Here is a 24,874-nt window from a genome sequence, read left to right on the forward strand (position 1 = left end):
CCGCGGCCCCGTTCTCCCGACCGGCACCCGGTTCCACCCGCGCGATCCCCGTGACCCGACAACAGGAGGTGCGACCCCATGCGGTCATCCTCGTACCCCGCCCCGCCGGCAGCCCGGACGGGCTCCCCGCGCCGGACCATGAGAACCATGCTGGTCCTGGCCGTCACCGCCACTCTCGCCATGGCCGTGCCCGCCGCCGAGGCCACGTCTCCCGCCCGGGACGCGGCGACGGCCTCGTCCGTGGCCGAGCCCGAGGCGGCCGGTGCTGTCACTGCCGCCGATGTCGCCGACGCCGACATCGCCGCCAAGCCCTATATGGGCTGGTCCAGTTGGAGCATGCAGTCCTCCAAGTACCCGGGTCTGAACCCGGACGGCGACTACAGCTATCTCACCGAGGCGAATGTCCTCAAGCAGACGGACGCACTCGCCGCCAAGCTCAAGAAGTACGGCTACGACCGCGTCAACATCGACGCCGGCTGGTGGCGCGACAACGACTGGAAGCCCGGGTTCGACCAGTACGGGCGGCAGACGAACGACCCGGTACGGTTCCCCCGCGGTATGAAGCCGGTCGCGGACCATATCCACGCCAAGGGCCTGAAGGCGGGCATCTACCTGCCCGTCGGTCTGGAGAAGGAGGCGTACGGCGAGGGCAAGGTGCCGATCTGGAACGCCCCGGGCTGCACCACCGCCGATATCGTCCACCCGGACCTGCGGACCACCAACGGCTGGGACAGCTCCTACAAGCTGGACTTCGCCGACCCGTGCGCGCAGAAGTACATCGACTCGCAGGCCCGGTTGTTCGCCGACTGGGGATATGACTTCCTCAAGCTGGACGGCGTGGGTCCCGGCTCGTTCAAGTCCGGTGACAACTACAACAATGTGGCCGATGTCGCCGCCTGGCAGAAGGCCATCGCCGCCACCGGGCGCCCGATCCACCTCCAGCTCTCCTGGTCGCTCGACATCGGCCACGCCGCCGACTGGAAGCGGTACTCCAACGGCTGGCGCATCGACACCGACATCGAGTGTTACTGCAACACCCTGGTCACCTGGGAGAACTCGGTCGACGACCGATGGGACGACGCCCCCGCGTGGAGTGACAAGGCGGGCCCGGGAGGCTGGAACGACCTCGACGCGCTCAATGTCGGCAACGGCGAGATGGACGGCCTCACCAAGGCCGAACGACAGAGCTATATGACCCTGTGGGCCATCAGCAAGTCGCCCCTGTACACCGGTGACGACCTGACGAAACTGGACAGTTACGGTCTCTCGCTGCTGACCAACCGGGAGGTCATCGCCGTCGACCAGAGCGATTCGCCCGTGGCGCGTCCGGTCACTCCGCTGGGCGACCAGCAGGTCTGGGGCACCGAGAACTCCGACGGCAGCTACACCGTCGCCCTGTTCAACCTCGGCGACTCACCGGCCTCCGTCACCGCCCACTGGGCATCCTTCGGGTTCACCGGCAACGCCTCCGTGCGCGATCTGTGGAACAAGGAGAACCTCGGGCCCCACAAGAACAGGATCACCGCGGCGCTGCCCGCACACGGCTCGCGACTGTTCACGGTCAGGCCCGGCGGCGAGGCGCTGCCCACCACCGGTTACGAGGCCGAGTCGGCGGCGAACACACTGACAGGAAACGCCTCCATCGCCGGATGCGACGCCTGCTCCGGTGGGAAGAAGGTCGGCAACCTCTACGCCGGCGGCAAGCTGCGGTTCAACGACATCACCGTGCGGAAGGACGGGATCTACACCGTCCGGGTCGGCTATGTCAGCGGCGACGCCCGCTCGGTGACCGTCTCCTCCAACAGCGGCAACGGCACCAGTCTGAAGTTCCCCTCCACCGGCGACTGGAGCACGGCGAAGACCGTCAGTGTCCAACTGGCCCTGAAGGCGGGCGCCAACACCATCACGTTCGACAGCGGCAGCGGCTACGCGCCCGACCTCGACAGGATCGACGTACCGCACTCCGTCTGACGACCGGTCCGACGTACCCGCGCGGGGCCCGGTGACAACGACCGGGCCCCGTGCCGGCCCCCGCGGTGTCCCTGACCGGCCCCGGCCCCGGCCCCGGCCCCGGCTCCCGGCACCACCGAGTGATTCCCCGACATCACACCGACGGTCCGCGGCCGTCGATCCCGCCTGCGCGTTTTCCCGGATATGGAGTACACACCCGTGGACATCCCGCACACCGACTCTCCCTCGTCCTCCCCCGACGACCGCCCGACCTCCGGCCCGGCCCCCGGCCCGAGGCACAGTCCGAGGCACAGCCGCAGAGGTTTTCTCGCTCTCACCGCCGCCGGCGCGGCCACCGCGCTCGGTGCCCTGCCCGCCTTCGCCGCCTCGGCGGCCCCGCTCCGCCCCACCGAGTCACCCGCGCTGTCACCGGCCGACGCCGCGAGGAACCAGCTGTGGTGGGGGGCTCCCGGCGACGCCGGCTCGATGATCGAGCAGGGGCTGCCGGTGGGGAACGGACGCCTCGGGGCGCTCGCGAGCAACGACCCCGCCGCCGAACTCCTGCTCATCACCGATGCCACCCTGTGGACCGGCGGGCTCAACGACACACTTCAGAGCGACGGCCAATTCCCTTACGGGCGCGACGACTTCGGCTCCTTCACACTGCTCGCCGAACTCACGGTCGACCTCCCGGACCATGATCTGGGGCGTGTGCACAACTACCGTCGCACCCTCGACCTCGCCCAGGGTCTGGTCACCACCTCGTACGATCTCGCCGGGGTCGGCTACCGGCGGCAGATCTTCGCCAGCCGTCCCGATGACGCCATCGTCCTGTACTTCTCGCAGCGCGGCGGTGGCACGTACACCGGCACCATCACCCTCGCCGGCACCCACGGCGAATCCACCAGCGCCGACAGCGCCGGGCGGTACGCGTCGTTCGGCGCCTCCTTCGCCAATGGTCTGAAGTACGGCGCGGCCGTCACCGCCCACAGCGGCACCGGCACGGTCCGGGTGCACGGTACGTCGATCACCTTCAGCGGCTGCCAGGACCTCACCGTTGTCGTGAGCGGTGGCACCAACTACGCGCCCGACGCCGCCGCGGGCTTCCGTGACCCTTCGCTGGAACCCGAGCGCCTGGCCAGGACCAAGGTCCTCGACGCGGCCGGCCACTCACCGACCAGCCTGCTGCGCACCCATGTCGCCGACTTCCGCGCGGTGTTCGGACAGCTCGGCATCGATCTCGGCGCCTCGTCCGCCGCACAGCGTGAACTCGACACCTGGGAGCGGGTGCGGGCACGCGACCGTGACGGTGTCCCCGACCCGGAACTCGAAGCCGCCTACCTCCAGTTCGGCCGCTATCTGATGATCTCCGGATCACGGGGCAGCCTGCCGCTCGGCCTCCAGGGCCTGTGGCTGGACGGCAACGACCCGGACTGGATGGGCGACTACCACACCGACATCAACGTCCAGATGAACTACTGGCTGGCCGACCGGGCGGGGCTGTCCGACTGCTTCGACGCCTTCGCCGACTACTGCCTCGCGCAGGTGCCCGCCTGGACGGATGTCACTCAGCGGCTGTTCAACGACCCGTCCAACAGGTTCCGCAATTCCAGTGGCAAGGTCGCCGGCTGGACGGTGGCCTTCTCCACCAACCCCTATGGCGGCAGCGGCTGGTGGTGGCATCCGGCCGGCAACGCCTGGCTCTGCCAGAACCTCTACGAACACTACGAGTACACCCAGGACCGCGCGTATCTCGGCAAGATCTACCCCCTCCTCAAGGGCGCCGTGGAGTTCTGGGAGGCCCGCCTGCTCACCACGACCGTCACCGACGCGTCCGGAGTCTCGCGCGAGGTCCTGATCGCCGACAGCGACTGGTCGCCCGAGCACGGTCCGCAGGACGCCAAGGGCCTCACCTACGCGCAGGAGGTGGTGTGGAACCTCTTCGGCAACTACCGCGCCGCGACCGAGACGCTCGGCCGGGACACCGGCTACGGCAGGACCGTCGACCGGCTGCGGGAGCGGCTGTATCTGCCCGAGGTCAGCCCGAAGACGGGCTGGCTCCAGGAGTGGATGTCGCCCGACAACCTCGGCGAGACCACACACCGCCATCTCTCGCCGCTCATCGGGCTCTTCCCCGGCGACAGGATCCGCCCCGACGGATCGACTCCGAAGGACATCGTCGACGGCGCGACGGCCCTTCTCGACGCGCGCGGCATGAACAGCTTCGGCTGGGCGAACGCCTGGCGCGGCCTGTGCTGGGCGCGGCTGAAGGACGCCGAGAAGGCGTACCGGCTCGTCGTCACCAACCTGAAGCCGTCGGCCAACGGCAGCAACGGCAGCGCGATGAACCTCTTCGACATCTACGAGGTCGAGCAGGGGCGTGGCATCTTCCAGATCGACGCCAACTTCGGCACCGCCGCCTCGATCATCGAGATGCTGCTCTACTCGCGGCCGGGGCACATCGAGCTGCTGCCCGCGCTGCCCGCCGCGTGGGCGGCCTCCGGTTCGGTGTCCGGTGTGGGGGTCCGGGGCGGCTTCGTCGCCGATGTCAGCTGGAAGAACGGCAAGGTGACCCGCGCGACGCTGAAGAGTGTGGGCGGCCGTCGCACGACCGTCGTCGCGGGTGGCACGGCGCGCGAGATCAGCCTCAAGCCCGGTGGGTCCGTCACCTTGCGGAACCTCGGATGAGGGGCGACTCGGCGCGTCTCGGGGGGCGGTGGATACGGTCCGCGTCCGGGCGCCGCGCGGTGGGTGTCGTGTGCGCGCTGGTCCTGGCGGTTCTCGGGCCGCCGACCGTCACCCCGGCGGCCCGGGCGGCGCCGGCGGCACAGGGGGCCACAGTGTCCGGGCAGGGCACGCACACCGTGGTGACCTGGGGCGCGAGTGCGGAGCGGCAGGGCGCCGGCCCCGCCGACCGCAGCTACCGGCTGATCGTACGCACCAGCGTCGGCGGTACGGACCCGCGTATCCGGCTCTCCAACGCCTTCGGCGAGCACCCGGTCACCTTCGCGAGCGCCTACGCGGGGCTCCGGAAACAGGGGGCCGAGCTGGTCCGCGGCTCCAACCGGCAGCTGACGTTCGGCCGGGCCGCGTCCGTCACCGTACCGCCGGGTGAGACCGTGCTGAGCGATCCGCTGCCCGGGAAGCTGGCCGCCGAGAGCGATCTCGTCGTCAGCCTGTATGTGACGGGTGCCCAGGGGCCGACGACCGGCCACGGCATGGCCATGCAAACCTCCTACGCGGCCGCCGGTGACCACGCCGCGGAGGAGGGCGCGGCCAACTGGACCGATCCGATGGGCTCTTGGTACTGGCTGGACGCCGTCAGTGTGACGACATCCGCGCGGGTCGGCGCGGTGGTGACCCTCGGGGACTCCATCACCGATGGATGGGCCTCGACCTCGGACGGGAACCGCCGCTGGCCCGACTATCTGTCCCGGCGGCTCCAGGCCGCGTCCGGAACCACCGTGAAGGGGGTGGTGAACGAGGGCATCTCGGGCAACAAGGTACTGGCGGACGGGGCCGGAGAGTCCGCGCTGAACAGGCTGGAGCGTGATGTGCTCTCCCACCCGGGGGTCAGCACGGTCTTCCTGTTCGAAGGCATCAATGACATCAAGGCCCACACCGGTGTCACGGCGGACGATCTGATCGCCGGCTACCGGGGGATCATCGACCGGGCGCACACCGCCGGGAAGTGTGTCGTCGGCGCGACCGTCATGCCGTTCAAGGGCTGGTACGAGTACGACGACGAGGCCGAGGCCGTACGCCGGGGTGTCAACGACTGGATCAGGAACAGCGGCGCGTTCGACGCCGTGACGGATTTCGACAGGATCACGCGCAACCCCTACGACCACCAGCGGATCCTGCCGTTCTTCGACGGCGGCGACCATCTCCACCCGAACGACAAGGGCATGCAGGCGATGGCCGACGCCGTCGACCTGTCCGCTCTGCGGTGCGCTCGCTGACGAGCACGAGCACGCCTCACCGGGGCCCTTGGGCCGGACGGTGGATCAACGGACCGTCGGTGGCGCATGATGGAGGCGCCCGTCCCGTCAGAAGCGAGGTGCCGCGTCCCGATGAAGCGCAAGACCGGATTCCTCCTGGCGGGCCTGGCCTCCGTCGGCGGCGCCGTCGCCGGCGCGGGCCTGCTGCACAACCGCCGGCCCGATCGCGGGGAACGCCTCCACGTCACGGTCTTCGGCGAGCCCGGCTACCTGGGCCGCAATCAGACGCTGACCTGGGCGGGCGGCGAGCCCGCGGTCCTCCCGCTCACCCGGGTACAGCTGCCCCGCATCGGCTCGATCACGCTGAGGCGGCTCGTGTACCGCTTCCGGCCCGAGGTGCGGCCACCGAACCTGTACATCCTGTGGCACGCCCTCACCGAGCGGCAGGACCCCACGGACCCCGAGGCCGGCGTGCACAGCTTCGTCGCCATGCACCAGCTCGCCGACATGTTCTCGGTGGGCTTCTGGGAGCCGGTCCCCGAGTCCGAGGCGCGGTCGGGGGTACGGCTCTGGGCCGGGCGCCCCGGCCATCCGCCGCCCGCGCACGACGAGGGGGACTCCTCCGGCGAGGCGGCCTCTCCCGGCGCCGGGCCCTGGCACGACATCCTGGCCGACACGCCGGACCTCGGCGCCTGGAGCACCCGCACCCGCTACCTCGAACTCGGCTACCACGGCGGAAGGGGCCCCCGCGGCTGACCGGCCGCCCGCCGCGAGGCCCGCCCCGCCGGGTGGGTCAGTTGTCGTCGGCGGACTTGGGAGCGGCTTGCTGGACCACCTCGAAGGACCACAGGGTGGAGCCGGAAGCCGCCGGCTTCTGCTGAGGGGAGCCGTCTCCGCCGCGCTGATGGGCCGCCTTCATCGGACCCTCCAGCCATGCCTGGAAGTCGGCCTCGCTGCGCCAGCGCGTGTAGACGAGGTACTGGTCGGTGCCCTCGACCGGGCGCAGCAGCTCGAACCACTCGAATCCGTCGGAGTTCTCCACCGACCCCGCGCGGGAGGCGAAGCGCTGCTCCAGCACCTCACGCTGTTCCGCCGGAACCCGCAGCACATTGATCTTGACGATGCTCATGGCACCATCTTGCCCGGTCCCTCCGCGCGCTCTGCGGCACCCCACCTCATTCGAATAAATGTATGTCGCCTCCGGCAACAAGCCTTTCTCCTCCAGGCCGTGCCGGAGGGCGGCGTTGGATCGATACTGGATCCGAACGCCGGACCGCCGCGGAGCGTCTTCATCCCCGTCCCCAAGGAGCTGACCATGCGTCAGAAAGGTTGGTGTCCGGTCAGCGTCAGTACCGCCGAAAGCCGCTCGCGAGAACCACGGTCCTGGGCAGAGCCGCCAACCTATCCGGGAGAAACCCATGAAGATGCTCATCAATGTGCCGGAGACGGTCGTCGCGGATGCCCTGCGCGGTATGGCCGCCGCGCATCCCGGGCTCTCCGTCGATGTGGACAACCGTGTGGTGGTACGGGGCGACGCGCCCGTCGCGGGGAAGGTGGGGCTCGTGTCCGGGGGCGGGTCCGGGCATGAGCCGTTGCATGCCGGGTTCGTCGGGCCCGGGATGCTCTCCGCCGCCTGTCCCGGTGAGGTGTTCACGTCTCCCGTGCCCGATCAGATGGTGCGGGCCGCCGCCGCGGTCGACAGCGGGGCCGGGGTGCTGTTCATCGTCAAGAACTACACCGGGGACGTCCTCAACTTCGACATGGCCGCCGAGCTGGCCGAGGACGAGGGGGTGCAGATCGCGAAGGTGCTGGTCAACGACGATGTGGCGGTGACCGACAGCCTGTTCACGGCGGGCCGGCGCGGTACGGGCGCCACCTTGTTCGTCGAGAAGATGGCGGGTGCCGCCGCCGAGGAGGGGCAGCCGCTGGAGCGCGTCGAGGCGATCGGCCGGCGGGTGAACGAGAGCGCGCGGAGCTTCGGTGTCGCCCTGACCGCCGTCAGCACACCCGCCAAGGGCAGCCCGACCTTCGACCTGCCCGAGGGCGAGCTGGAACTGGGCATCGGGATCCATGGCGAGCCCGGCCGTGAGCGGCGCGCGATGATGACGTCGCACGAGATCGCGGACTTCGCCGTGCACGCGGTGCTGGAGGATCTGCGGCCGTCGGGCCCGGTGATCGCTCTGGTCAATGGCATGGGCGGCACACCGCTGCTGGAGCTGTACGGATTCAACGCCGAGGTCCAGCGAGTGCTGGGCGAGCGTGGCGTAGCGGTGGCCCGTACGCTCGTCGGCAACTATGTGACCTCGCTGGACATGGCAGGGTGCTCGGTGACTCTCTGCCAGGTCGACAAGGAACTGCTGCGGCTGTGGGACGCGCCGGTCGAGACCGCCGCGCTCCGCTGGGGCCGCTGAGTACCGACGGGAATCCGGCACGGCAGGGACGGACAGCAGGGTCGGCAGGGAACGACCCACGGGGCGAGGAGATCACGTGACCGATCAGAATCCCGGCCGGGTGCTCGACACCGGCTTCTTCCGCGACTGGCTGACCGCGGCGGCCGCCGCGGTGGAGTGTGCGGCGGACCGGCTCACCGAGTTGGACTCGGCCATCGGCGACGCGGACCACGGCACCAATATGCAGCGCGGTTTCCGGGCGGTCGTGACCGTACTGGAGAAGGAGCGGCCGGCCGGGCCCGGCGCGGTACTGATGCTGGCGGGCCGCCAGCTCATCTCGACGGTGGGCGGCGCGTCGGGGCCGCTGTACGGGACGCTGCTGCGGCGTACGGGCAAGGCGCTCGGCGACGCCACCGAAGTGACGGCCGCGCAGCTGACCGAGGCGCTGCGTACGGGGGTGGCGGCGGTGGCCCAGCTGGGCGGGGCGAAGGCCGGTGACAAGACGATGCTCGACGCGCTGGAGCCCGCGGTCGAGGCGCTGGGCACCTCGTTCGCGGCGGCGGCGGAGGCGGCGGACCAAGGGGCCCTGGCGACCGTACCGCTCCAGGCGCGCAAGGGCAGGGCGAGCTATCTGGGCGAGCGAAGCATCGGGCACCAGGATCCGGGGGCCACCTCCTCCGCCCTGCTGATCAGTTCACTCGCGGAAACGGCGGCGGGGGCCCAGGGGGCGAAGGAATGAGCATCGAGGCGCCGGTGGGCATCGTGCTGGTGTCGCACAGCGGGCCGGTCGCCGTGGCCGTCGCCGCACTGGCGCGGGGGCTGGCGGGCGGTGGCGGGACCGCGCCGGTGGCCGCCGCGGGCGGCACCCCGGACGGCGGGCTCGGCACCAGCTCCGAGCTGATCGTGGCCGCCGCCGGGGAGGTGGACCGGGGGGCCGGTATCGCGATCCTGGTGGATCTCGGCAGCGCCGTGCTCACGGTGAAGTCGCTGCTCGCCGAGGGGGACGAACTGCCGGAGGGCGCCCGGCTGGTGGACGCGCCCTTCGTGGAGGGCGCGGTGGCCGCGATGGTCACCGCGTCGGCGGGCGGCGATCTGGACGCGGTGGCGGCCGCGGCGGCGGAGGCATACCAGTACCGCAAGGAATGACCCGTCAGAACCGAGACACCTCGAACGGGAGCGCTGGGAGTGGCGTATGACATCGGACGAATCGGACCTCCCGGCGGCTTCGGCCCCTTCGGCGGCTTCGGCCCCTTCGGCGGCTTCGGCCGCTCCGGCCCCTTCGGAGCGGGCGCGCTGTCTGGTCACCGGGGCCACGGGGTACCTCGGCGGCCGGCTGGTGCCCGAGCTGCTGGACGCCGGCCACACGGTGCGCTGTCTGGCCCGGTCGCCCGACAAGCTCCGTGACCATCCCTGGGCCGGCCGCGCCGAGGTGGTACGGGGCGATGTGACCGACCCCGAGTCGGTCGCGGCGGCCCTGGACGGCATCGACGTGGCGTACTACCTGGTGCACGCGCTCGGTACGGGGCGGGACTTCGCGGCCACGGACCGCCGGGCCGCCAGGATCTTCGCGGAGCGGGCCAGGGCCGCGGGCGTACGGCGCGTCGTCTATCTCGGCGGTCTCACCCCGGCGGGGGTCCCGGAGCGTGAACTCTCGCCGCATCTGCGCTCGCGCGCCGAGGTCGGCCGTATCCTCCTCGGCTCCGGAGTGCCGACCGCGGTGCTGCGCGCGGCGGTCATCATCGGCTCGGGGTCCGCCTCGTTCGAGATGCTGCGCTATCTGACGGAGCGGCTGCCGGTGATGGTGACGCCGAGCTGGGTGCGTACATCCATCCAGCCGATCGCGGTCCGTGATGTGCTGCGCCTGCTCGTGGGCTGCGCGCGGCTGCCCGCCGAGGTCTGCCGGGCCTTCGACATCGGCGGCCCCGACGTGCTGACGTACCGGGACATGATGCGCCGGTACGCGGCGGTGGCCGGACTGCCCAGGCGGCTGATCCTTCCGGTGCCCGTCCTGACACCGGGGCTGTCCAGCCACTGGATCGGTCTGGTGACACCGGTCCCCCGTTCGATCGCCCGGCCGCTGGCGGAGTCCCTGCGTCATGAGGTCGTCTGCCGCGAACGGGACATCACGCGCTACATCCCCGATCCCCCGGGAGGTCCGCTCCCGTTCGACCGCGCGGTCGAACTGGCCCTGCGGCGCGTTCACGACGCCCGGGTGACCACCCGCTGGTCCTCCGCCTCCGTACCGGGCGCACCGAGCGATCCGCTGCCCACCGACCCGGACTGGGCGGGCGGCAGCCTCTACACCGACCGCCGGGCACTGACCGTGCACGCGTCGGGCGCTTCGCTGTGGCGCGTGATCGAGGGCATCGGCGGTGACAACGGCTGGTACTCCTTCCCACTGGCCTGGGCGGTACGGGGATGGCTCGACCGGTTCGTCGGCGGGGTGGGACTGCGCCGGGGCAGACGCGATGCCGCGCGGCTACGGGTGGGTGACTCACTGGACTTCTGGCGGGTGGAGGAGATCGAGCCGGGCCGGCTGCTGCGGCTGCGCGCGGAGATGAGGCTGCCGGGGCTCGCGTGGCTGGAGCTGCGCGCGGACCGGGACGGTCAGGGCCGTACGGTGTTCCGGCAGCGGGCGCTGTTCCATCCGCGGGGGCTGCTGGGCCACGCGTACTGGTGGAGTGTCTCGCCGTTCCACGCGGTGGTGTTCGGCGGGATGGCCCGCAATATCGCGCGGGCGGCGGAGGCCCATGAAGCGACCGGGGCCGAAGCGGGGAGCGGGAAGCCCGCGCGGAACTGACCGCCGGCGTGAGGCGGGGGCGGGGGCGGGCCCGGGGGCGCGCCGGTCAGAGGGGCGTGGCCGCCTTCAGTACGAGGAAGAGCGTGACGGTCGCGTTCGCCGAGGACAGAGCGGAGCCGAGCGTTCCGGCCGCCGCCGCCCAGACCGCGAGCCCCACCGCCGTGAACATCGGTGGCCAGCGGACGGCCGAGGGCTCGGGCCCCAGCAGCGCGGCCACCCTGCGCGGGACCGGTCCCGGCCCCGGCACCGAAGCGGCGAAACCGGCCAGAGTCGGCGTGGGCGTCGCCCGGGAGATCAACGCGGCCTTGCCGATGGCGCGGGCCACGACCGTACGTTCGCCGGTGGCCTTGGCCGCCTCCTCGTCCGCCCAGCGTTCCGTGGTGTACGCGACCGCCGACCTGAGCGGCCGCAGCAGTGGATTGGCCCGCGCGGCGAGCCGCACCGCCAGCAGGAACCGGTGGTGCCGGCCGGTGAGATGCGCGTGCTCGTGCGCGATCAGGGCGGCACGTTCCTGGTCGTCCAGGCACGCGAGCATGGCCGTGGAGACCACGATCCGTCCCCGCGCCGCGACGCCGGAGCCGTCGGCGGGGCCCCTCGACGCCCGGGAGCCCGGGAGCGCGTAGGCGTACGGCGCGTCGTCGGTCAGCACGGCGAGCTCGCCGTCGGGCAGTCCGGCCAGCGCGCGGTGCGCGCGACGGCGTACGCGCCGGTGGCGCACACCGGCGGCCGCACAGCCGACGGCGACCCCGGCGAGGGCGACGATGGCCGCCTTGCCCGCCACCTCGTCGTACGGCACCGCCTCCCTGACCTCCGGGTCCGACCAGGCGTCGGGCAGCGGATTGCCGGGCAGCTGCGCCGTACCGACCACCACCAGCAGCCCCAGACAGAGGGTGCTGCACAGCGCGAGGACTCCGGCCAGCGCCGACAGCAGCCGGGTGGCGACACGGGGATGGAGATGGACTTCGGCCAGGCGCGCGATCGGCAGTGCGGTCAGCGGGAGGACGAGCGGCAGAAAGACGAACAACCCCATTCCGTCAGGCCCCCGTCCCGCCCTCGGGTTCGTCCCCGGAAGCGGCGCCGGAGGCGGGGCCGATGTCAAAACCGTCCTCCGGCAGGACGAGGAGCTCGCGCAGCAGCCGTTCGTCGTCCGGCGAGAGTGCGGTGACAAACCGCGCCAGTACGGCCTCGCGGTCCGCTTCCGCGTCGAGCACCTTGCGCATCCGGAGGGCCGCGAGCCCAGCCTCGTCCGAGGCCGCGCGCCATTCGAAGGAGCGGCCCGCGCGCTCCCGCGTCACCGCGTGCTTGGTCTGGAGCCGGGTCAGGATGGTCATCACGGTCGTGTACGCGAGTGTCCCGCCGATCCTCTCCTGCACCCAGGCGGCCGTGACGGGCCCCGGTGCCTGCCGCAGCGCGGCGAGCACCTGGGCCTCCAGCTCGCCCTGACCACGTCGGCGGGGACGGTCGTCCGGACTGCCGTGCACCCTCACGATGTCTCCCTCCCGCCGCGCCGTCACCTCACGGGGGCAGGTCGTACATCCTACTGAGCCCGGCGACCCCCGCGCTCGCGCGAGGCGCACTCCCGATTCTTTCTACAGTCCTGTAGATTTCAGTTCGGGTCACAGGACGAGGGCGCGCGTCCTGTGATCCGTTCACGTCCGAGCCCAGGGCTCAGGGATGGCTGGGCGCCGCGTCATTCGCTTCCGTGGCAGGCGGCTGCGCCACGGACGGCTCCGGCGAAGCGGAGGCGGCGACAGCGGGAGCCGTCGGCGCGGGCGCGGCAGGAGCGGGCTTGCGCGTAAGACGCCGGGCCAGAGGCTCCGTCCAACGGGCGGCCAGCGGCCCGAGGATCACCAGGATGAGTACGTACGCGGTGGCCAGCGGCCCGATCCGCGGCTCCACCCCGACCGCCAGTCCGGCGATGACGATGGAGAACTCACCACGCGCCACCAGCGTGCCACCGGTGCGCCAGCGACCGGCGGTCCTCACTCCGGCCCGCTTGGCCGCGTACCAGCCGGTGCCGATCTTCGTCAGAGTGGTGACGGTCGCCAGGATGAGGGCGGGCACAAGAACCGGCGGAATGGCGGCCGGGTCGGTGTTCAGACCGAAGAAGACGAAGAAGACGGCGGCGAACAGATCGCGCAGCGGGGCGAGCAGATTGTGCGCGCCCTCGGCGACCTCGCCGGAGAGCGCGATACCGACGAGGAACGCGCCGACGGCGGCGGACACCTGGAGCTCCTGGGCGACCCCGGCGACCAGGACCGTGAGACCGAGGACGACCAGGAGCAGCATCTCCGGGTTGTCGGAGGAGACCGCGCGGCTGATCAGCCGGCCGTGACGGAGCGCCAGATAGAGGACGGCGCCGACCGTGCCGAGCGAGATCAGCAGCGTGAGGCTCCCGCCCGCGAGGCTGAGTCCGGCGAGCAGCGCCGTGAGAAGCGGCAGATAGACCGCCATGGCGAGGTCTTCGATGACGAGGACCCCGAGGATCACGGGTGTCTCGCGGTTGCCGAGCCGGCCGAGATCGCCGAGTACCTTGGCGATCACGCCGGAGGAGGAGATCCAGGTGACCCCGGCCAGGGCCACCGCGGCGACCGGCCCCCAGCCCAGGATCAGCGCGGCGACGGCGCCCGGCACGGCGTTCAGTACGAAGTCGACGATGCCGGAGGGGTATTGGGTCTTGAGGTTCGAGACGAGTTCGGACGCGCTGTACTCCAGCCCCAGCAGGAGCAGCAGCAGAATGACGCCGATCTCCGCGCCGGTGGCGACGAACTCCTCGCTCGCGTTGAGCGGAAGCAGCCCGCCGTGGCCGAAGGCGAGCCCGGCGAGCAGATAGAGCGGAATGGCGGAGAAGCCCACCCGGCCCGCGAGCCGGCCGAGTATCCCGAGGGTCAGGATGATGGCCCCGAGTTCGATGAGCAGTGCGGTGGTGTCGTGCACGGGCGCTTATCCTCCGGCGATCAGTTCGGCGACGGCGTCCACGCCTTCGCGGGTGCCGACGACGACAAGCGTGTCCCCGAGGGCGAAGCGGAAGTCCGGGGTGGGTGAGGGAAAGGCGTCGGTGCGGCGCAGGACGGCGACGATCGAGGCACCGGTACGGGTCCGCACCTGGGCGGTTCCGAGCGTCCTGCCCACATACGGGGACCGCTTGGTGATCTGGATGTGCTCGGTGAGCAGATCGATTTCGAGGTGCTGGTACAGATGCGCGACGGGATCGGGCGTCAGGAGCTTGGAGAGCGCGGTCGCCTCGTGCGGGGCGAGGGTCGCGGCGTCCCGGCAGTTGTCGTCGTCCTCGGGATCGTGGAAGGAGAGGATGCGCCGGCCGTCCTGGTGCACGACGACCGACAGATGCTTGCCCGCGTCGGTGCTGAGGTCGTAGCGGGTGCCGACCCCGGGCAGGGGGGTTTTGCTGACGTGAGCTGTGGGCTCCATTGAGAACGCTCCATGCGGGCGTGGGGTGAGGGCGTGCGGGCACGGCGGTCCCGTGGAGGGCCCACCTGGCGGCGGGGCGGGGCGGTGCGCCGCCCGCCACCGGACAGGGATTCCGCGTCATGCGCCGTGCGGAGGCACCCCTGCGAGAGGCAGCGGTGCGGGGCACTCCGGTAAGGGGACCCGTGACGGGACTGACGCGGCGTCAGTCGACCCGGCGCGGCGGACAGGCAGGGAAGCGCGCATATGGAAACCGCCCCCTCAAACCCCGCGTGACCGACCGTTCGCCCAGAATCACTGCCATGGGCACACCAACACTCAAGGGAGCGCTGGTCACCCGATCGCCATTTTAACGTAAAATAAAATGTACTGATTGGGCTTTATGGGAGAAAAGGTACGGTCTGCCCGGGAAAGGGCTACTCCGAGGTGCGGGCGATGCCCCGGCGGACGCGGCCCCGGTCGGGGTCGAAGAGGTGGGCGGCCAACCCGGCCAGCACGAGGCCGCCGGCGATGAGGAGTCCATGTCCGACGACGACGCCGAGAACGAATCCGCCGAGTGCGACGGCCAGCAGCAGCCAGGCGGCGCCGTGGCGGTACTCGCGCGGCCGGCAGGGGGAGCCCGTGGCCAGGGCGCGCGCGAAACGGGGGTCGTCCTGGCGCAGCTGTGCGGCGAGATCGCCCAGTCGCCGGTCTTCGAAGGCTGCCACGAGTTCCCTCTCGTCGGGTCCTTCACACGATCACCCGCCGGGGCACCCGGCCGCCATCGGAGCCGACACCCACATCGGGGGGTGGCCGACATGTAGATGCGCGGGCGTGCGCCCCCCACGGAGCACGGGGGGCATGGGGGCACGGGGCGACTGGCGGACCGCCCTCGCCGGGCGGGCCATAGTGGGGGCGATAGTGGGGGGCGTCTACTGCGAGGAGGCCCGCGTTCCGTGTCCCTGTTCTGGCGGATCTTTCTGCTCAACGCCGCGGTCCTGTTCGCGGCCACCGCCCTGCTGCTGCTCGGCCCCGTCACCGTGTCCGCCCCCGTACTGCTCACCGAAGCGCTGATCATGGCCCTGGGGCTGGCGGCCATGCTCGTCGCCAACGCCGCGCTGCTGCGGATCGGACTCGCTCCGCTGCAACGGCTCACCCGGGCCATGACCACGACCGATCTGCTGCGTCCCGGGCGCAGGCCGGCGGTATCGGGGCACGGCGAGATCGCCGGCCTGATCCGGACGTTCAACACCATGCTCGACCGGCTTGAGGCCGAACGGGCCGCCAGCAGCGGGCTCGCGCTCTCCGCCCAGGAGGCCGAACGACGGCGGATCGCACAGGAGTTGCACGATGAGATCGGGCAGACCCTCACGGCGGTGCTGCTGGAGTTGAAGCGCGTCGCCGACCGCGCGCCCGCGCCGCTGTGTGACGAACTGCGCCATGTGCAGGAGACGACCCGGGACAGCCTGGACGAGATCCGCCGGATCGCCCGCCGGCTCCGCCCCGGTGTGCTGGAGGAACTGGGTCTGATCAGCGCGCTCAAGGCGCTGACCGGCGAGATCACCACGCACTCCGGCCTCTCCGTACGGTGCGGCTTCGACAGCGCGCTCCCCCGGCTGGGCGAGGATGTCGAGCTGGTGCTCTACCGGGTCGCGCAGGAAGGTCTCACCAATGTCGTGCGCCACGCCGACGCGCGGCAGGTGGCTCTCACGCTCCGGCGCACCACCGGGGGCGTGGAGTTGCGTCTCAGGGACGACGGGCGCGGGATCGGTACGGCGACGGAGGGCGCGGGCATCCGGGGGATGCGCGAACGGGCCCTGCTCATCGGCGCCGAGCTGTCGGTGGGGCAGGGCCACGCGCGGAGCGGTGGAACCGGCGGCGGAACGGACGTACGGCTGCGCGTACCGATCGGCGGCGACAGCGACCGAAGCGCCGAGAACGCCGAGAACACCGAGAACACGGGAAACACCGGGAACACCGGGAACACCAAGAGCGAAGAGATCAAGGGGATCGACTGACCATGCCCGAGGCGACCCAGACCCGCATCCTCCTGGCGGACGATCACGCCCTGGTCCGCCGGGGAGTCCGGCTGATCCTCGACAACGAACCGGATCTGACGGTCGTCGCCGAGGCGGGCGACGGCGCGGAAGCCATCGAGATGGCCCGTACCCACCAACCCGACCTGGCCATTCTGGACATCGCGATGCCCCGGCTGACCGGCCTTCAGGCGGCGCGCGAACTCGCCAGGCTCCAGCCGGAGATCCGCATCCTCATGCTGACCATGTACGACAACGAGCAGTATTTCTTCGAGGCGTTGAAGTCCGGGGCGAGCGGCTATGTCCTCAAGTCCGTCGCGGACCGCGACCTGGTGGAGGCATGCCGGGCCGCGATGCGCGACGAACCGTTCCTCTACCCCGGGGCCGTGACCGCTCTGATCCGTAACTATCTCGACCGGGTACGACAGGGCGACAGCATCCCGGACAGCGCCCTCACACCCCGCGAGGAGGAAATCCTCAAGCTGGTGGCCGAGGGACACACCTCCAAGGAGATCGCCGGAATCCTGGTCATCAGCGCCAAGACCGTCGAACGCCATCGCGCCAACCTGCTGCAGAAACTCGGGCTGCGGGACCGGCTGGAACTCACGCGCTACGCGATCCGGGCCGGTCTGATCGAACCCTAGATCCTGTCCGGCACATCGCGCCCGGCACCTGACGGGAGTCCGCGCGCTCCGCGCTGGGCAGAGACTGGGTGGCGCCTGTACGAACCCGCGTACGGATTGGGCGCCCAGGACACCGCACCAACACGAGCGGAACGAGGCGAGGCATGAACCCGGGCAACAGCTGGGAGTTCACTGACGACCGCGGCCATCTCACCGTGGCACGAAACCACCCGACACGGGTGGTGGCCTATATACAGGCGGGCGCGACCCTCTGGGACCACGGACTGCGTCCACTGGGCGTCTTCGGATCCCACCACGACGGGGACACCCCCGATCCGGCGAAGGCGGGCGAGCTGCCCCTCGCCGAACTGCGCTCCTTCGGCGCGGGCGGCGCCCTCGATCTGGACGCCCTGTTCGCGGCCGATCCGGATCTCGTCGTCGCCGTCAGCTACGGCGGCGGGCAGATCTACGGCATCGACCCGGAGGCGGCCAAGCATCTGGAGGAGCAGGTGCCCGTGGTCGTCCTCGATGTGGGGAAGGACCGCTCGCTCGACGGGATCAGGGACCGGTTCACCGCGCTGGCCCGCTCGCTGCGTACGCCGCTGCGCCCCGCGGAGGCGGACCTGGAGCGGGCGGAGGCCAGGCTGCGCGCGGCGGCGGCCCGCCCCGACGCGCCCCGGGTGCTGGCTCTCTCGGCGGCGGGACCGGAAACGGCGTATCTGGCCCGGCCGGGGACCTGGCCCGATCTACGGGCCGTCAGCGAGCTGGGGGTGGCGCTGATCGAGCCCGAGGAGGGCGGCGGGGCCAACTGGCGTACGGTCGAGTGGGCCGAGGCGGCCTCGCTGGCACCGGACATCGTGCTCGCCGACATACGCGCTAACGCGGCGCCGCGCGAGCGGCTCAGGGGCAACGTGCACTGGCGTGCCATCGAGGAGCGGGCGCGGATCGTGCCGTGGAATCCGGAAGCGCCGGGAAGCCATCGCGCGCACGCCCGGTTCCTCGACACCGTCGCCGACGCCGTGGATGCCCTCGCGGCCGGGGACGGGGCGTAGACCCTGCCCGGACCTGGGCGTCGCGTCGGTGTAGGCGCGCTGTCGGCGGCGTGTCGGAGCCGGCTGCCAGCGTTGCCGTATGACAGACAACGCATCTGAGCCAGGCGGCGTCGCCGCACCACGAGCGCTGCCGGTACGGACCGTCGAAGTGACCGGGGTCCGGCGGATTTCGCCGCACCTGGCACGCGTCACTTTCGGCGGCCCCTCCCTCGGCGACTTCACGCTGGACGGGCCCGATCAGCAGGTGAAGCTGTATTTCCCCAGGCCGGGGCAGCGCGTCCCACGGCTGCCCGAGGCCGGTACGGACGGCGATGTGATGCGCTGGTACGGCGCGTTCCAGGCGATCCCCGAGGCGGAACGGCCCTGGACGCGCAGCTATACCGTCCGGTCGCACGATCCGCTGCGCGCCACGATCGACATCGATTTCGTGCTCCATGGCGAGGACGCGGGCGCGGGCGCCGGCCCCGCGACCTCGTGGGCACGGAGCGCCGCGCCGGGTGATGTGCTCGGTATGTTCGGACCGTCCGCGTACTTCGCCACACCCGTACCGCTGGGCACGACCGACTGGCTGCTGCTTGCGGGCGACGAGACGGCCCTGCCGGCGATCGGCACCCTGGTCGAGGCGCTGCCGGAAGGCGCCCGCGCCGTGGTCTATGTCGAGGTGGTGGACGCGGCGGAGGAGCAGCGCTTCGAGACGGCGGGCGAGGTGACGGTGCACTGGCTGCACCGCGGCGGGGCGCCCGCCGGGCGCGGCGGCCCGCTGGTGGCGGCGGTGCGCGCCGCCGAGTTCCCCGCGGGCTCGGTCCTCGCCTGGCTGGCGGGCGAGGCGGGCGCGGTCCGCGCACTGCGGCGCCATCTCGTCGCGGAGCGCGGGCTCGACAAGCGGTCGGTCCACTTCTCCGGCTACTGGCGGCTCGACCTCACCCAGGACGACGCCCCGACGGCGGAGGATCTGGCGGAGGCGCGTGAACGCCTGTCGGACGCAGCCGACCTGACGTAGCGTCAAATCAGGGCGGCGGCCTCCTTCACCGGGAGGCCGGCGCCCTCGGCGTGGGCGCGGGCGTAGGTCTGTTCGTCGAGCCCCGCGCGCACCGCCTCCTCGGCCCTGCCGAGAATCTCCGTGTCCGGGACGGACGGGAGGGTCCCGAGACGGAACCCCTCCGGCCGGGCGATATGACGGGCGTACGCGCCGAGCAGTCGCGCCGCGTCCTCGGCGGCCCCCAGACGGGCCTTGGCCCAGGCGGCGCAGGGAAACTGATGGACGATCAGATGGGGTGTGACGAGAAAGACCACGCTGTCCAGCCGCCGTACGGCCTGGGCGGTCCACTCCCGCGCCCCCTCGAACTCGCCGTCCAGGCAGTCAAGCCAGCCCCGCATGCCCGCGACCACCCCGCCGAGGAACGGCTGTTCGGCGGAGGCGGGGGTGGAGGCGGCGCCATCCCTGGCGCCGTCCCCGGCACCGCCCCCGCCCCCGGCCTCGTCCGCCGCGCCGCCCTCCCGCGCCGCGCCCGTTTCCAGGGCCCGCAGCTGCGTACGCGCCTGATCCGTCCGGCCGGTGCGTCCGAAGCGCCGGGCGAGCAGCAGCCGGGCGGTGCTCTCGGCGTACCCGGCCGCCTCGGCGGCCTCCTCGACCGCCTCGATCAGCAGCCGCTCGGCGTCCCGCTCCGCGGCCGGATCCCCCGCCGACTCCAGGCGTACGGACGCCAGCCGGGCCTTGAACAGGGGCACTTGGGCGTACGCGCCGATCGGCGCACAGCTCTCCATGGCGCGGGCGAAGTCGGTGGCGGCTTCCTCGTACCGTCCCAGTTGCTCGTACAACTCGCCGCGCGCACCCAGGGATTGGGCGATCCCATGGAGATCCCCCGACCGCTCGAACCAGGCCAGGGCCTCGTCCGCGTCACGCGCCGCGCCGACCGGTCCGTCCGGACGCCCGCCCACCAGCTGCGCCCGTAGCGTCAGCGCCAGCCCGAGATCCCAGCCGCTCCCCAGCTCCCGGCAGGCCAGCACCTGTGCGTCCAGGGCCTCACCGATCCCGGGGAAGTCCCCCACCATCAGCTTGGCGATGAACCACATGGTTCCCGGCTGACGGCAGATCTGCGGCAGTCCCGGGCGGTACGCCGCCACGATCGCGCGCAGCCGGGTCGGCGTACCGGGCCAGGTCGGGTCCGAGGCATCCGCCTCGCCGCGGCTCGCCAGCACCAGCAGCCGCGCCCCGCGCCGCGCCTCCCACAGCGACTCCTCCGGCCAGGGCGGCGCGTGCGCGGTGCACGGCTCGGTCAGGGGTACGGCGGGGCGCACCGGAGCGCGGAAGGGATCGGGGCCGAGCGCGGCGGCGGCGCCGGACCAGGCGCTGGCCTCGGACCGGTGGTCGCGCAGCTGCCAGAACCAGCCCATCGAGAGCACCAGACAGAGCGCTTCCTGCTCCTCCTTGTGGTCGACGGCGGTGCGCAGCGCGGTCCGCAGATTGTCGTGCTCCCGCTCGAAGCGGGACAGGACCCGGGCCTGGCGCGGACCGCGCAGCTCCGGGTCGCCGGTACGGGCCAGCTCCCGGTAGACGGCCAGATGGCGGCGTTCGACGGCCGGGCGCTCCCCCGACGCGTCCAGCCGCTCGGCCGCGTACTCGCCGACGGTCTCCAGCAGCCGGTAGCGCATACCGTCCGCGCCCCCGGGTTCGGCGACGACCAGCGACTTGTCGACGAGGGAGGCGAGCAGCCCCAGCGTGTTCCCGTCCTCGGGCCTCTCCGCGCACACGGCCTCGGCCTCCGCCGGGGCGCAGCCGCCGGAGAAGACCGACAGACGGCGCAGTACGGCCCGTTCGCCCTCGGTGAGCAGTTCCCAGGACCAGTCGACGACGGCTCGCAGGGTCCGCTGTCTCGGCAGTACGGTCCGGGCCCCGCTGCCGGCGCCGAGCAGCCGGAAGCGGTCATCGAGCCGGTCCGCGAGCTGCCGGGGCTCGAACGCGCGCAGCCGCGCGGCGGCCAGCTCGATGGCGAGCGGCAGCCCGTCGAGCCGGTGGCAGATCTCGGCGCACGCGACCGGATCGTCGGCGGTGCGGAATCCGGGCCTGGCGGCGGCGCCGCGTTCGGCGAGCAGCTGGAGCGCCATGTCCCGCGGCAGGGGTCCGACGGTACGTACGGACTCGCCCGGCACGCCGAGCGGTTCGCGGCTGGTGGCCAGCACGCTCACTCCGGGGCAGCCGGTGAGCAGTGTCTCCGCCAGCCCGGCGGCGGTGTCGATCACATGCTCGCAGTTGTCGAGCACGATCAGCAGCCGGCGCTGGGCGCAGTATTCGGCGAGCCGGGTCAGCGGGTCGCGCGGCGCGGCGTCTCCGGACGCCGGGCCCTGGACCACGGTCTCGCGGGCGCCGAGCGCGGTGAGCACCGCCTCGGCGACGGCGGCGGGGTCACGTACGGGCGCCAGCTCGGCCAGCCAGGCGCCGTCCGGCCATGTCCCGGCGGCCGCGCGTGCGGCCTCCAGCGCGAGCCGGGTCTTTCCGGCGCCGCCGGGGCCGGTCAGTGTGATCAGCCGCGCGGCCGGCAGTTCGGCGGCGAGAGAGGCCAGCTCCGGCTCGCGGCCGACGAAGGAGGTGAGACGGGCTCGGACGTTGCCGGGGACGGCCGGGTCGGTGGGCGCGGACCGGGCGGCGGGGGCGGGTGGGGTGGCGGTGCGTGGCGGCGAGACCGCCGGGGCGGCGGGCGCGGGCTCGTCGTCGGCCAGCAGCGCGGCGTGCAGGGCGCGCAGCTCACGGCCGGGTCCTGTGCCCAGGCGCTCGGCGAGCCGGACGCGTATCTCCTCGTACGTGCGAAGGGCCTCGGCGGGTCTGCCGGCCGCGCGCAGGGCCCGGATGCGCAGCGCGTGGAGCGGCTCGTCGAGCGGCTGCCCGGCGGTGAGGGCGGCGAGAGAGGCCAGGGCCCGTTCCGGCCTGCCGTCCTCGACATCGGCCGCCAGCCGGGCGCGGCGGGCCTCGGCGTGCCGCTGTTCGGCGCGTACGGCCCGTGGGTCGGTGTCCCTGCCGGGGAGGTCCGCGAGCGCGGGCCCGTCCCAGAGCGCCAGGGCCTCGTCCAGCAGCGTGGCCGCCTGTCGGACATCGCCCGTGCCGAGGGCCGCCGTGCCCTCGGCGGCGAGCCGTTCGAAGCGGAAGAGGTCGATGTCGTCGCGGTGCGCGGTCAGCCGGTAGCCGCCGGGCGCCGAGGCCACGGCCGCGCTCCCGAGGGCCCGCCGTACCCGCCCCACCAGAGCCTGGAGCGCGGCGATCTCGTCGGCGGGCGCGTGCGCGTCCTCGCCCCAGATCTGGTCCGCCAGCTGTCCGGTGCCCACGGCCCGGCCCCCGGCGGCGGCGAGCGCGCAGACCAGCGCCCGCAGTCGCGCCCCGCTGAGCGGCGCCTCGGTCCCGTCCTGGCGAACGGCCCGGGTGGTGCCGAGCACGCGATAGTCGTACGTCACGGGACCATTGTCCTCGCCGCGGCGCTCCAGGCCGGGTCGGCGCCCCCGGACCCCGGTCGGCCGCCCCCGGACCCCGGTCGGCCGCCCTCAGCCCCGTCCACCGTCCGGCCGGAACTCGCACCAGACCGCCTTGCCGTCCCCGCGCGGCTCGACCCCCCAGCGCGCGGCCACCGCGTCCACCAGCAACAGCCCCCTTCCCGAAGTGGCCGCCTCGCCGGGCTGCCGGCGGCGGGGCCAGACACTGGAGCGGTCCTTGACCCACAGACGTACGCGGCGCACCGGCTCCGGCAGCACCTCCAGAGTGAGTACCGCGCCGCCCTCGGTGTGGAGCAGCACATTCACCAGCAGCTCTCCGGCGGCGAGCTCCACATCGTCGACCAGCTCGGCCAGCCCCCAGTCCGCCAGCGCCTGGCGCAGCACGGAACGGCTCTCGACCAGGCCCTCCGGGTCCGCCTGGTGGACGTACAGATGGATACGGGGCGCCTGGTCGGTGCCGGGATCGGGGCGGCGGCGCAGCACGAGCAGCGCGATGTCGTCGCCCGTACCCCAGCGCTCCCACAGCCGCTCCGAGAGATGGTCGGCCAGCTCGCTCGCCCGCCCGGGGCCGGTCCGCACCATCTCGGCGAGCGCGTCCATCCCGGTCGAGATGTCACTGCCGGGCTCCTCGACCAGCCCGTCGGTGCACAGCACCAGGGTCTCGCCGGGTACGAGATCGAGCCGGGTCTCCGGGTAATCCTCCTGTCCGAAGGCCGTGGCGACCCCCAGCGGCAGTCCACCGCGCAGGTGGGGCCAGCCGATTCTGCCGTCGGTGTGCCGGACCAGCGGGCCGAGATGACCGGCCCGTACGGCGCATATCCCGCCGGAGGCCAGGTCCAGCTGGGCGTATACGCAGGTCGCGAAGCGCTCCGTGTCGAGTTCGGCGAGAAAGCGCGAGGCGCGCGCCAGGACGGTCGCGGGCGTGTGGCCCTCGCCCGCGAAGGCGCGCAGGGCGATACGGAGCTGGCCCATGACGGCGGCGGCGTGTGTGTCGTGCCCCTGGACATCGCCGATGACGACGCCGACCCGGCTCCGGGGCAGGGTGATGACGTCGTACCAGTCGCCTCCCACCTCTCTGCCGCTCCAGGCCGCGTGGTAGCGGACCGCGATCTCGGCGCCGGGGAATTCCGGGATGTCCCTGGGCAGCATGGACGCCTGGAGGCCGGTCGCGAACTCGCGCTCCTGGTCGAGGAGGATGGCGCGCTGGAGCGACTGGGCCACGACGCCCGCGAGGCCCATCAGCATGGTGCGGTCCTCGGACGAGAAGTGCGTACGCCGCCGGTAGAAGAGCGCCAGACAGCCGATCGAGCGGGACTGGGCGACCAGCGGCAGGAAGGCCGCGGCGTTGGCCCCGAGCCCCCGGACGTAGGGCCGCAGCCGGGGGAAGCGGTCGACCACCAGGTCACGCAGTGAGCTGACGAACCGCGGCCGCTGGTTCAGTACGGCCTCGGCGAGCGGCAGGGAGCCGTCGAGGCGATGGAGGCGCAGATCGTCCAGCACCTCGATGGACTCGCCGGCCAGCGCGATGAGCTTCAGGGCGCCGCCTTCCACCAGCCCGAGCGCGAGTCCGTCGGCGCCGAAGTGCTCAAGGCCGCCCGCGCCGGTCAGCGCGGCGGCGACATCGTCCACCGTGATCGCCCGGGAGAGGGCGTCCGCGGCGCTGTGGACCATGCCGGTCATGCCTGTACGGCCCGTTTCCGCCGGGTCGACCACGGTGAATTCGGAGAGGTCCGCCGTCGCGTTCCGCACGATGCCGACGATGCGGTAGGGGCGGCCCCGCTCGTCGCGCAGGATGCGGCCCCGCGTATGGGTCCACTGCCGCGTCCCGGTGCGGCGCGTCAGCTGGAAGTACGAGCCGTACGAGGTCCGGCCGCTCCGGATCGCCGTGTCCACCACGGCTTGCAGGCGCAGGCCCTCCTCGTGGGGAACGCGTGAGACCAGGGTCTCGGCCACACCGTCGTACTCGTCGGGGCGCAGATCGAACACAGCGAGGCCCGCCGCATCCAGCTCGAAGGCCCCGCTTTCGAGGTCCCAGTCGAAGCTGCCCATGCGGTTCAGTGCGAGTACCTCGTCCGCACCGATCACCGGCCGGTCCCGGTCCCGATCGCGTCCTGCCATGCGCCCGCTCCGGAGGTGGGCTGAGAGCCCGGTCAGCGGCCGGGCTCCTTGTTTCGTGGCGCCGTTTCGTGGCGGTTTCG

At 72.2% G+C, this 24,874-nt stretch carries 20 protein-coding genes; 12 read left to right on the plus strand and 8 right to left on the minus strand.

The genetic code is table 11. The features are described 5' to 3' along the window. The first annotated feature begins 78 nt into the window (after positions 1 to 78). The 4 genes from M1203_RS13825 (at position 79) to M1203_RS13840 (ending at position 6,647) form a co-directional block, all read left to right on the plus strand. Complete coding sequence (locus M1203_RS13825) at positions 79 to 1,971, plus strand: carbohydrate-binding protein (protein WP_249949931.1); 1,893 nt, start codon at positions 79 to 81, stop codon at positions 1,969 to 1,971. Between the two features lie 198 nt (positions 1,972 to 2,169). Then, on the plus strand, positions 2,170 to 4,638 hold the full coding sequence (locus M1203_RS13830) for a glycoside hydrolase N-terminal domain-containing protein (RefSeq protein ID WP_249949932.1): 2,469 nt from the start codon (positions 2,170 to 2,172) through the stop codon (positions 4,636 to 4,638). Next, positions 4,635 to 5,912 (plus strand): SGNH/GDSL hydrolase family protein, encoded by a 1,278-nt coding sequence (locus M1203_RS13835; RefSeq protein WP_249949933.1) that lies wholly within the window; start codon positions 4,635 to 4,637, stop codon positions 5,910 to 5,912. Before M1203_RS13830 ends, M1203_RS13835 begins: the two co-directional genes overlap by 4 nt. A 111-nt stretch (positions 5,913 to 6,023) precedes the next feature. Then, positions 6,024 to 6,647 carry a hypothetical protein gene (locus M1203_RS13840; protein WP_249949934.1) on the plus strand — a complete coding sequence of 208 codons (624 nt, stop codon included), beginning with the start codon at positions 6,024 to 6,026 and terminating at the stop codon, positions 6,645 to 6,647. 37 nt (positions 6,648 to 6,684) lie between these two features. Here M1203_RS13840 and M1203_RS13845 read toward each other — a convergent pair whose 3' ends face one another. Further along, positions 6,685 to 7,020 (minus strand): antibiotic biosynthesis monooxygenase, encoded by a 336-nt coding sequence (locus M1203_RS13845; RefSeq protein WP_249949935.1) that lies wholly within the window; start codon positions 7,018 to 7,020, stop codon positions 6,685 to 6,687. Between the two features lie 289 nt (positions 7,021 to 7,309). Between M1203_RS13845 and dhaK the strand changes: the two genes are divergently transcribed. From dhaK to M1203_RS13865, 4 genes are all read left to right on the plus strand, one after another. Then, positions 7,310 to 8,302, plus strand: a complete 993-nt coding sequence (gene dhaK, locus M1203_RS13850) for a dihydroxyacetone kinase subunit DhaK (RefSeq protein WP_249949936.1) — start codon at positions 7,310 to 7,312, stop codon at positions 8,300 to 8,302. Positions 8,303 to 8,402: 100 nt separating this feature from the next. Then, positions 8,403 to 9,020, plus strand: a complete 618-nt coding sequence (gene dhaL, locus M1203_RS13855; RefSeq protein ID WP_249950046.1) for a dihydroxyacetone kinase subunit DhaL — start codon at positions 8,403 to 8,405, stop codon at positions 9,018 to 9,020. After that, positions 9,017 to 9,427: a PTS-dependent dihydroxyacetone kinase phosphotransferase subunit DhaM gene (locus tag M1203_RS13860; protein ID WP_249949937.1), complete on the plus strand. Its 411-nt coding sequence runs from the start codon at positions 9,017 to 9,019 to the stop codon at positions 9,425 to 9,427. Before dhaL ends, M1203_RS13860 begins: the two co-directional genes overlap by 4 nt. A 46-nt stretch (positions 9,428 to 9,473) precedes the next feature. Then, a complete protein-coding gene (locus tag M1203_RS13865) occupies positions 9,474 to 11,081 on the plus strand; it encodes an SDR family oxidoreductase (RefSeq protein ID WP_249949938.1) in 1,608 nt (535 codons plus the stop codon). Between the two features lie 46 nt (positions 11,082 to 11,127). Here the strand turns inward: M1203_RS13865 and M1203_RS13870 are convergent, their stop codons facing one another. The 5 genes from M1203_RS13870 to M1203_RS13890 all read right to left on the minus strand — a co-directional run bounded on the left by M1203_RS13870 (position 11,128) and on the right by M1203_RS13890 (position 15,214). Next, entirely contained in the window at positions 11,128 to 12,111 is a 984-nt protein-coding gene (locus M1203_RS13870; RefSeq protein WP_249949939.1) for a M56 family metallopeptidase, read from the minus strand. Between the two features lie 4 nt (positions 12,112 to 12,115). Beyond that, entirely contained in the window at positions 12,116 to 12,562 is a 447-nt protein-coding gene (locus M1203_RS13875; RefSeq protein WP_374402936.1) for a BlaI/MecI/CopY family transcriptional regulator, read from the minus strand. Positions 12,563 to 12,749: 187 nt separating this feature from the next. Continuing rightward, entirely contained in the window at positions 12,750 to 14,018 is a 1,269-nt protein-coding gene (locus tag M1203_RS13880) for a cation:proton antiporter (RefSeq protein WP_249949941.1), read from the minus strand. A gap of 6 nt (positions 14,019 to 14,024) precedes the next feature. Continuing rightward, complete coding sequence (locus M1203_RS13885; protein WP_249949942.1) at positions 14,025 to 14,510, minus strand: cation:proton antiporter regulatory subunit; 486 nt, start codon at positions 14,508 to 14,510, stop codon at positions 14,025 to 14,027. Between the two features lie 413 nt (positions 14,511 to 14,923). Further along, positions 14,924 to 15,214, minus strand: a complete 291-nt coding sequence (locus M1203_RS13890; protein WP_249949943.1) for a DUF3040 domain-containing protein — start codon at positions 15,212 to 15,214, stop codon at positions 14,924 to 14,926. A gap of 228 nt (positions 15,215 to 15,442) precedes the next feature. On the opposite strand from M1203_RS13890, the gene M1203_RS13895 reads away from it, so the two are divergent. From M1203_RS13895 to M1203_RS13910, 4 genes are all read left to right on the plus strand, one after another. Continuing rightward, positions 15,443 to 16,504: a HAMP domain-containing sensor histidine kinase gene (locus M1203_RS13895; RefSeq protein WP_249949944.1), complete on the plus strand. Its 1,062-nt coding sequence runs from the start codon at positions 15,443 to 15,445 to the stop codon at positions 16,502 to 16,504. 2 nt (positions 16,505 to 16,506) lie between these two features. Next, positions 16,507 to 17,166, plus strand: coding sequence for a response regulator transcription factor (locus M1203_RS13900; RefSeq protein WP_249949945.1), 660 nt, complete (start codon positions 16,507 to 16,509; stop codon positions 17,164 to 17,166). Positions 17,167 to 17,309: 143 nt separating this feature from the next. After that, positions 17,310 to 18,197, plus strand: a complete 888-nt coding sequence (locus M1203_RS13905; RefSeq protein ID WP_249949946.1) for an ABC transporter substrate-binding protein — start codon at positions 17,310 to 17,312, stop codon at positions 18,195 to 18,197. Between the two features lie 79 nt (positions 18,198 to 18,276). Then, positions 18,277 to 19,197, plus strand: coding sequence for a siderophore-interacting protein (locus tag M1203_RS13910; protein WP_249949947.1), 921 nt, complete (start codon positions 18,277 to 18,279; stop codon positions 19,195 to 19,197). A gap of 2 nt (positions 19,198 to 19,199) precedes the next feature. On the opposite strand, the gene M1203_RS13915 is transcribed toward M1203_RS13910, so the two are convergent. Both M1203_RS13915 and M1203_RS13920 read right to left on the minus strand, forming a co-directional pair. Then, entirely contained in the window at positions 19,200 to 22,640 is a 3,441-nt protein-coding gene (locus tag M1203_RS13915) for a BTAD domain-containing putative transcriptional regulator (protein ID WP_249949948.1), read from the minus strand. 87 nt (positions 22,641 to 22,727) lie between these two features. Then, the gene (locus M1203_RS13920) at positions 22,728 to 24,794 is read right to left on the minus strand and encodes a SpoIIE family protein phosphatase (RefSeq protein WP_249949949.1); all 2,067 of its coding nucleotides are present in this window, start codon (positions 24,792 to 24,794) and stop codon (positions 22,728 to 22,730) included. Between the last annotated feature and the right edge of the window lie 80 nt (positions 24,795 to 24,874).

It is taken from the genome of Streptomyces sp. 35G-GA-8, assembly GCF_023534745.1.
Taxonomy (GTDB): domain Bacteria; phylum Actinomycetota; class Actinomycetes; order Streptomycetales; family Streptomycetaceae; genus Streptomyces.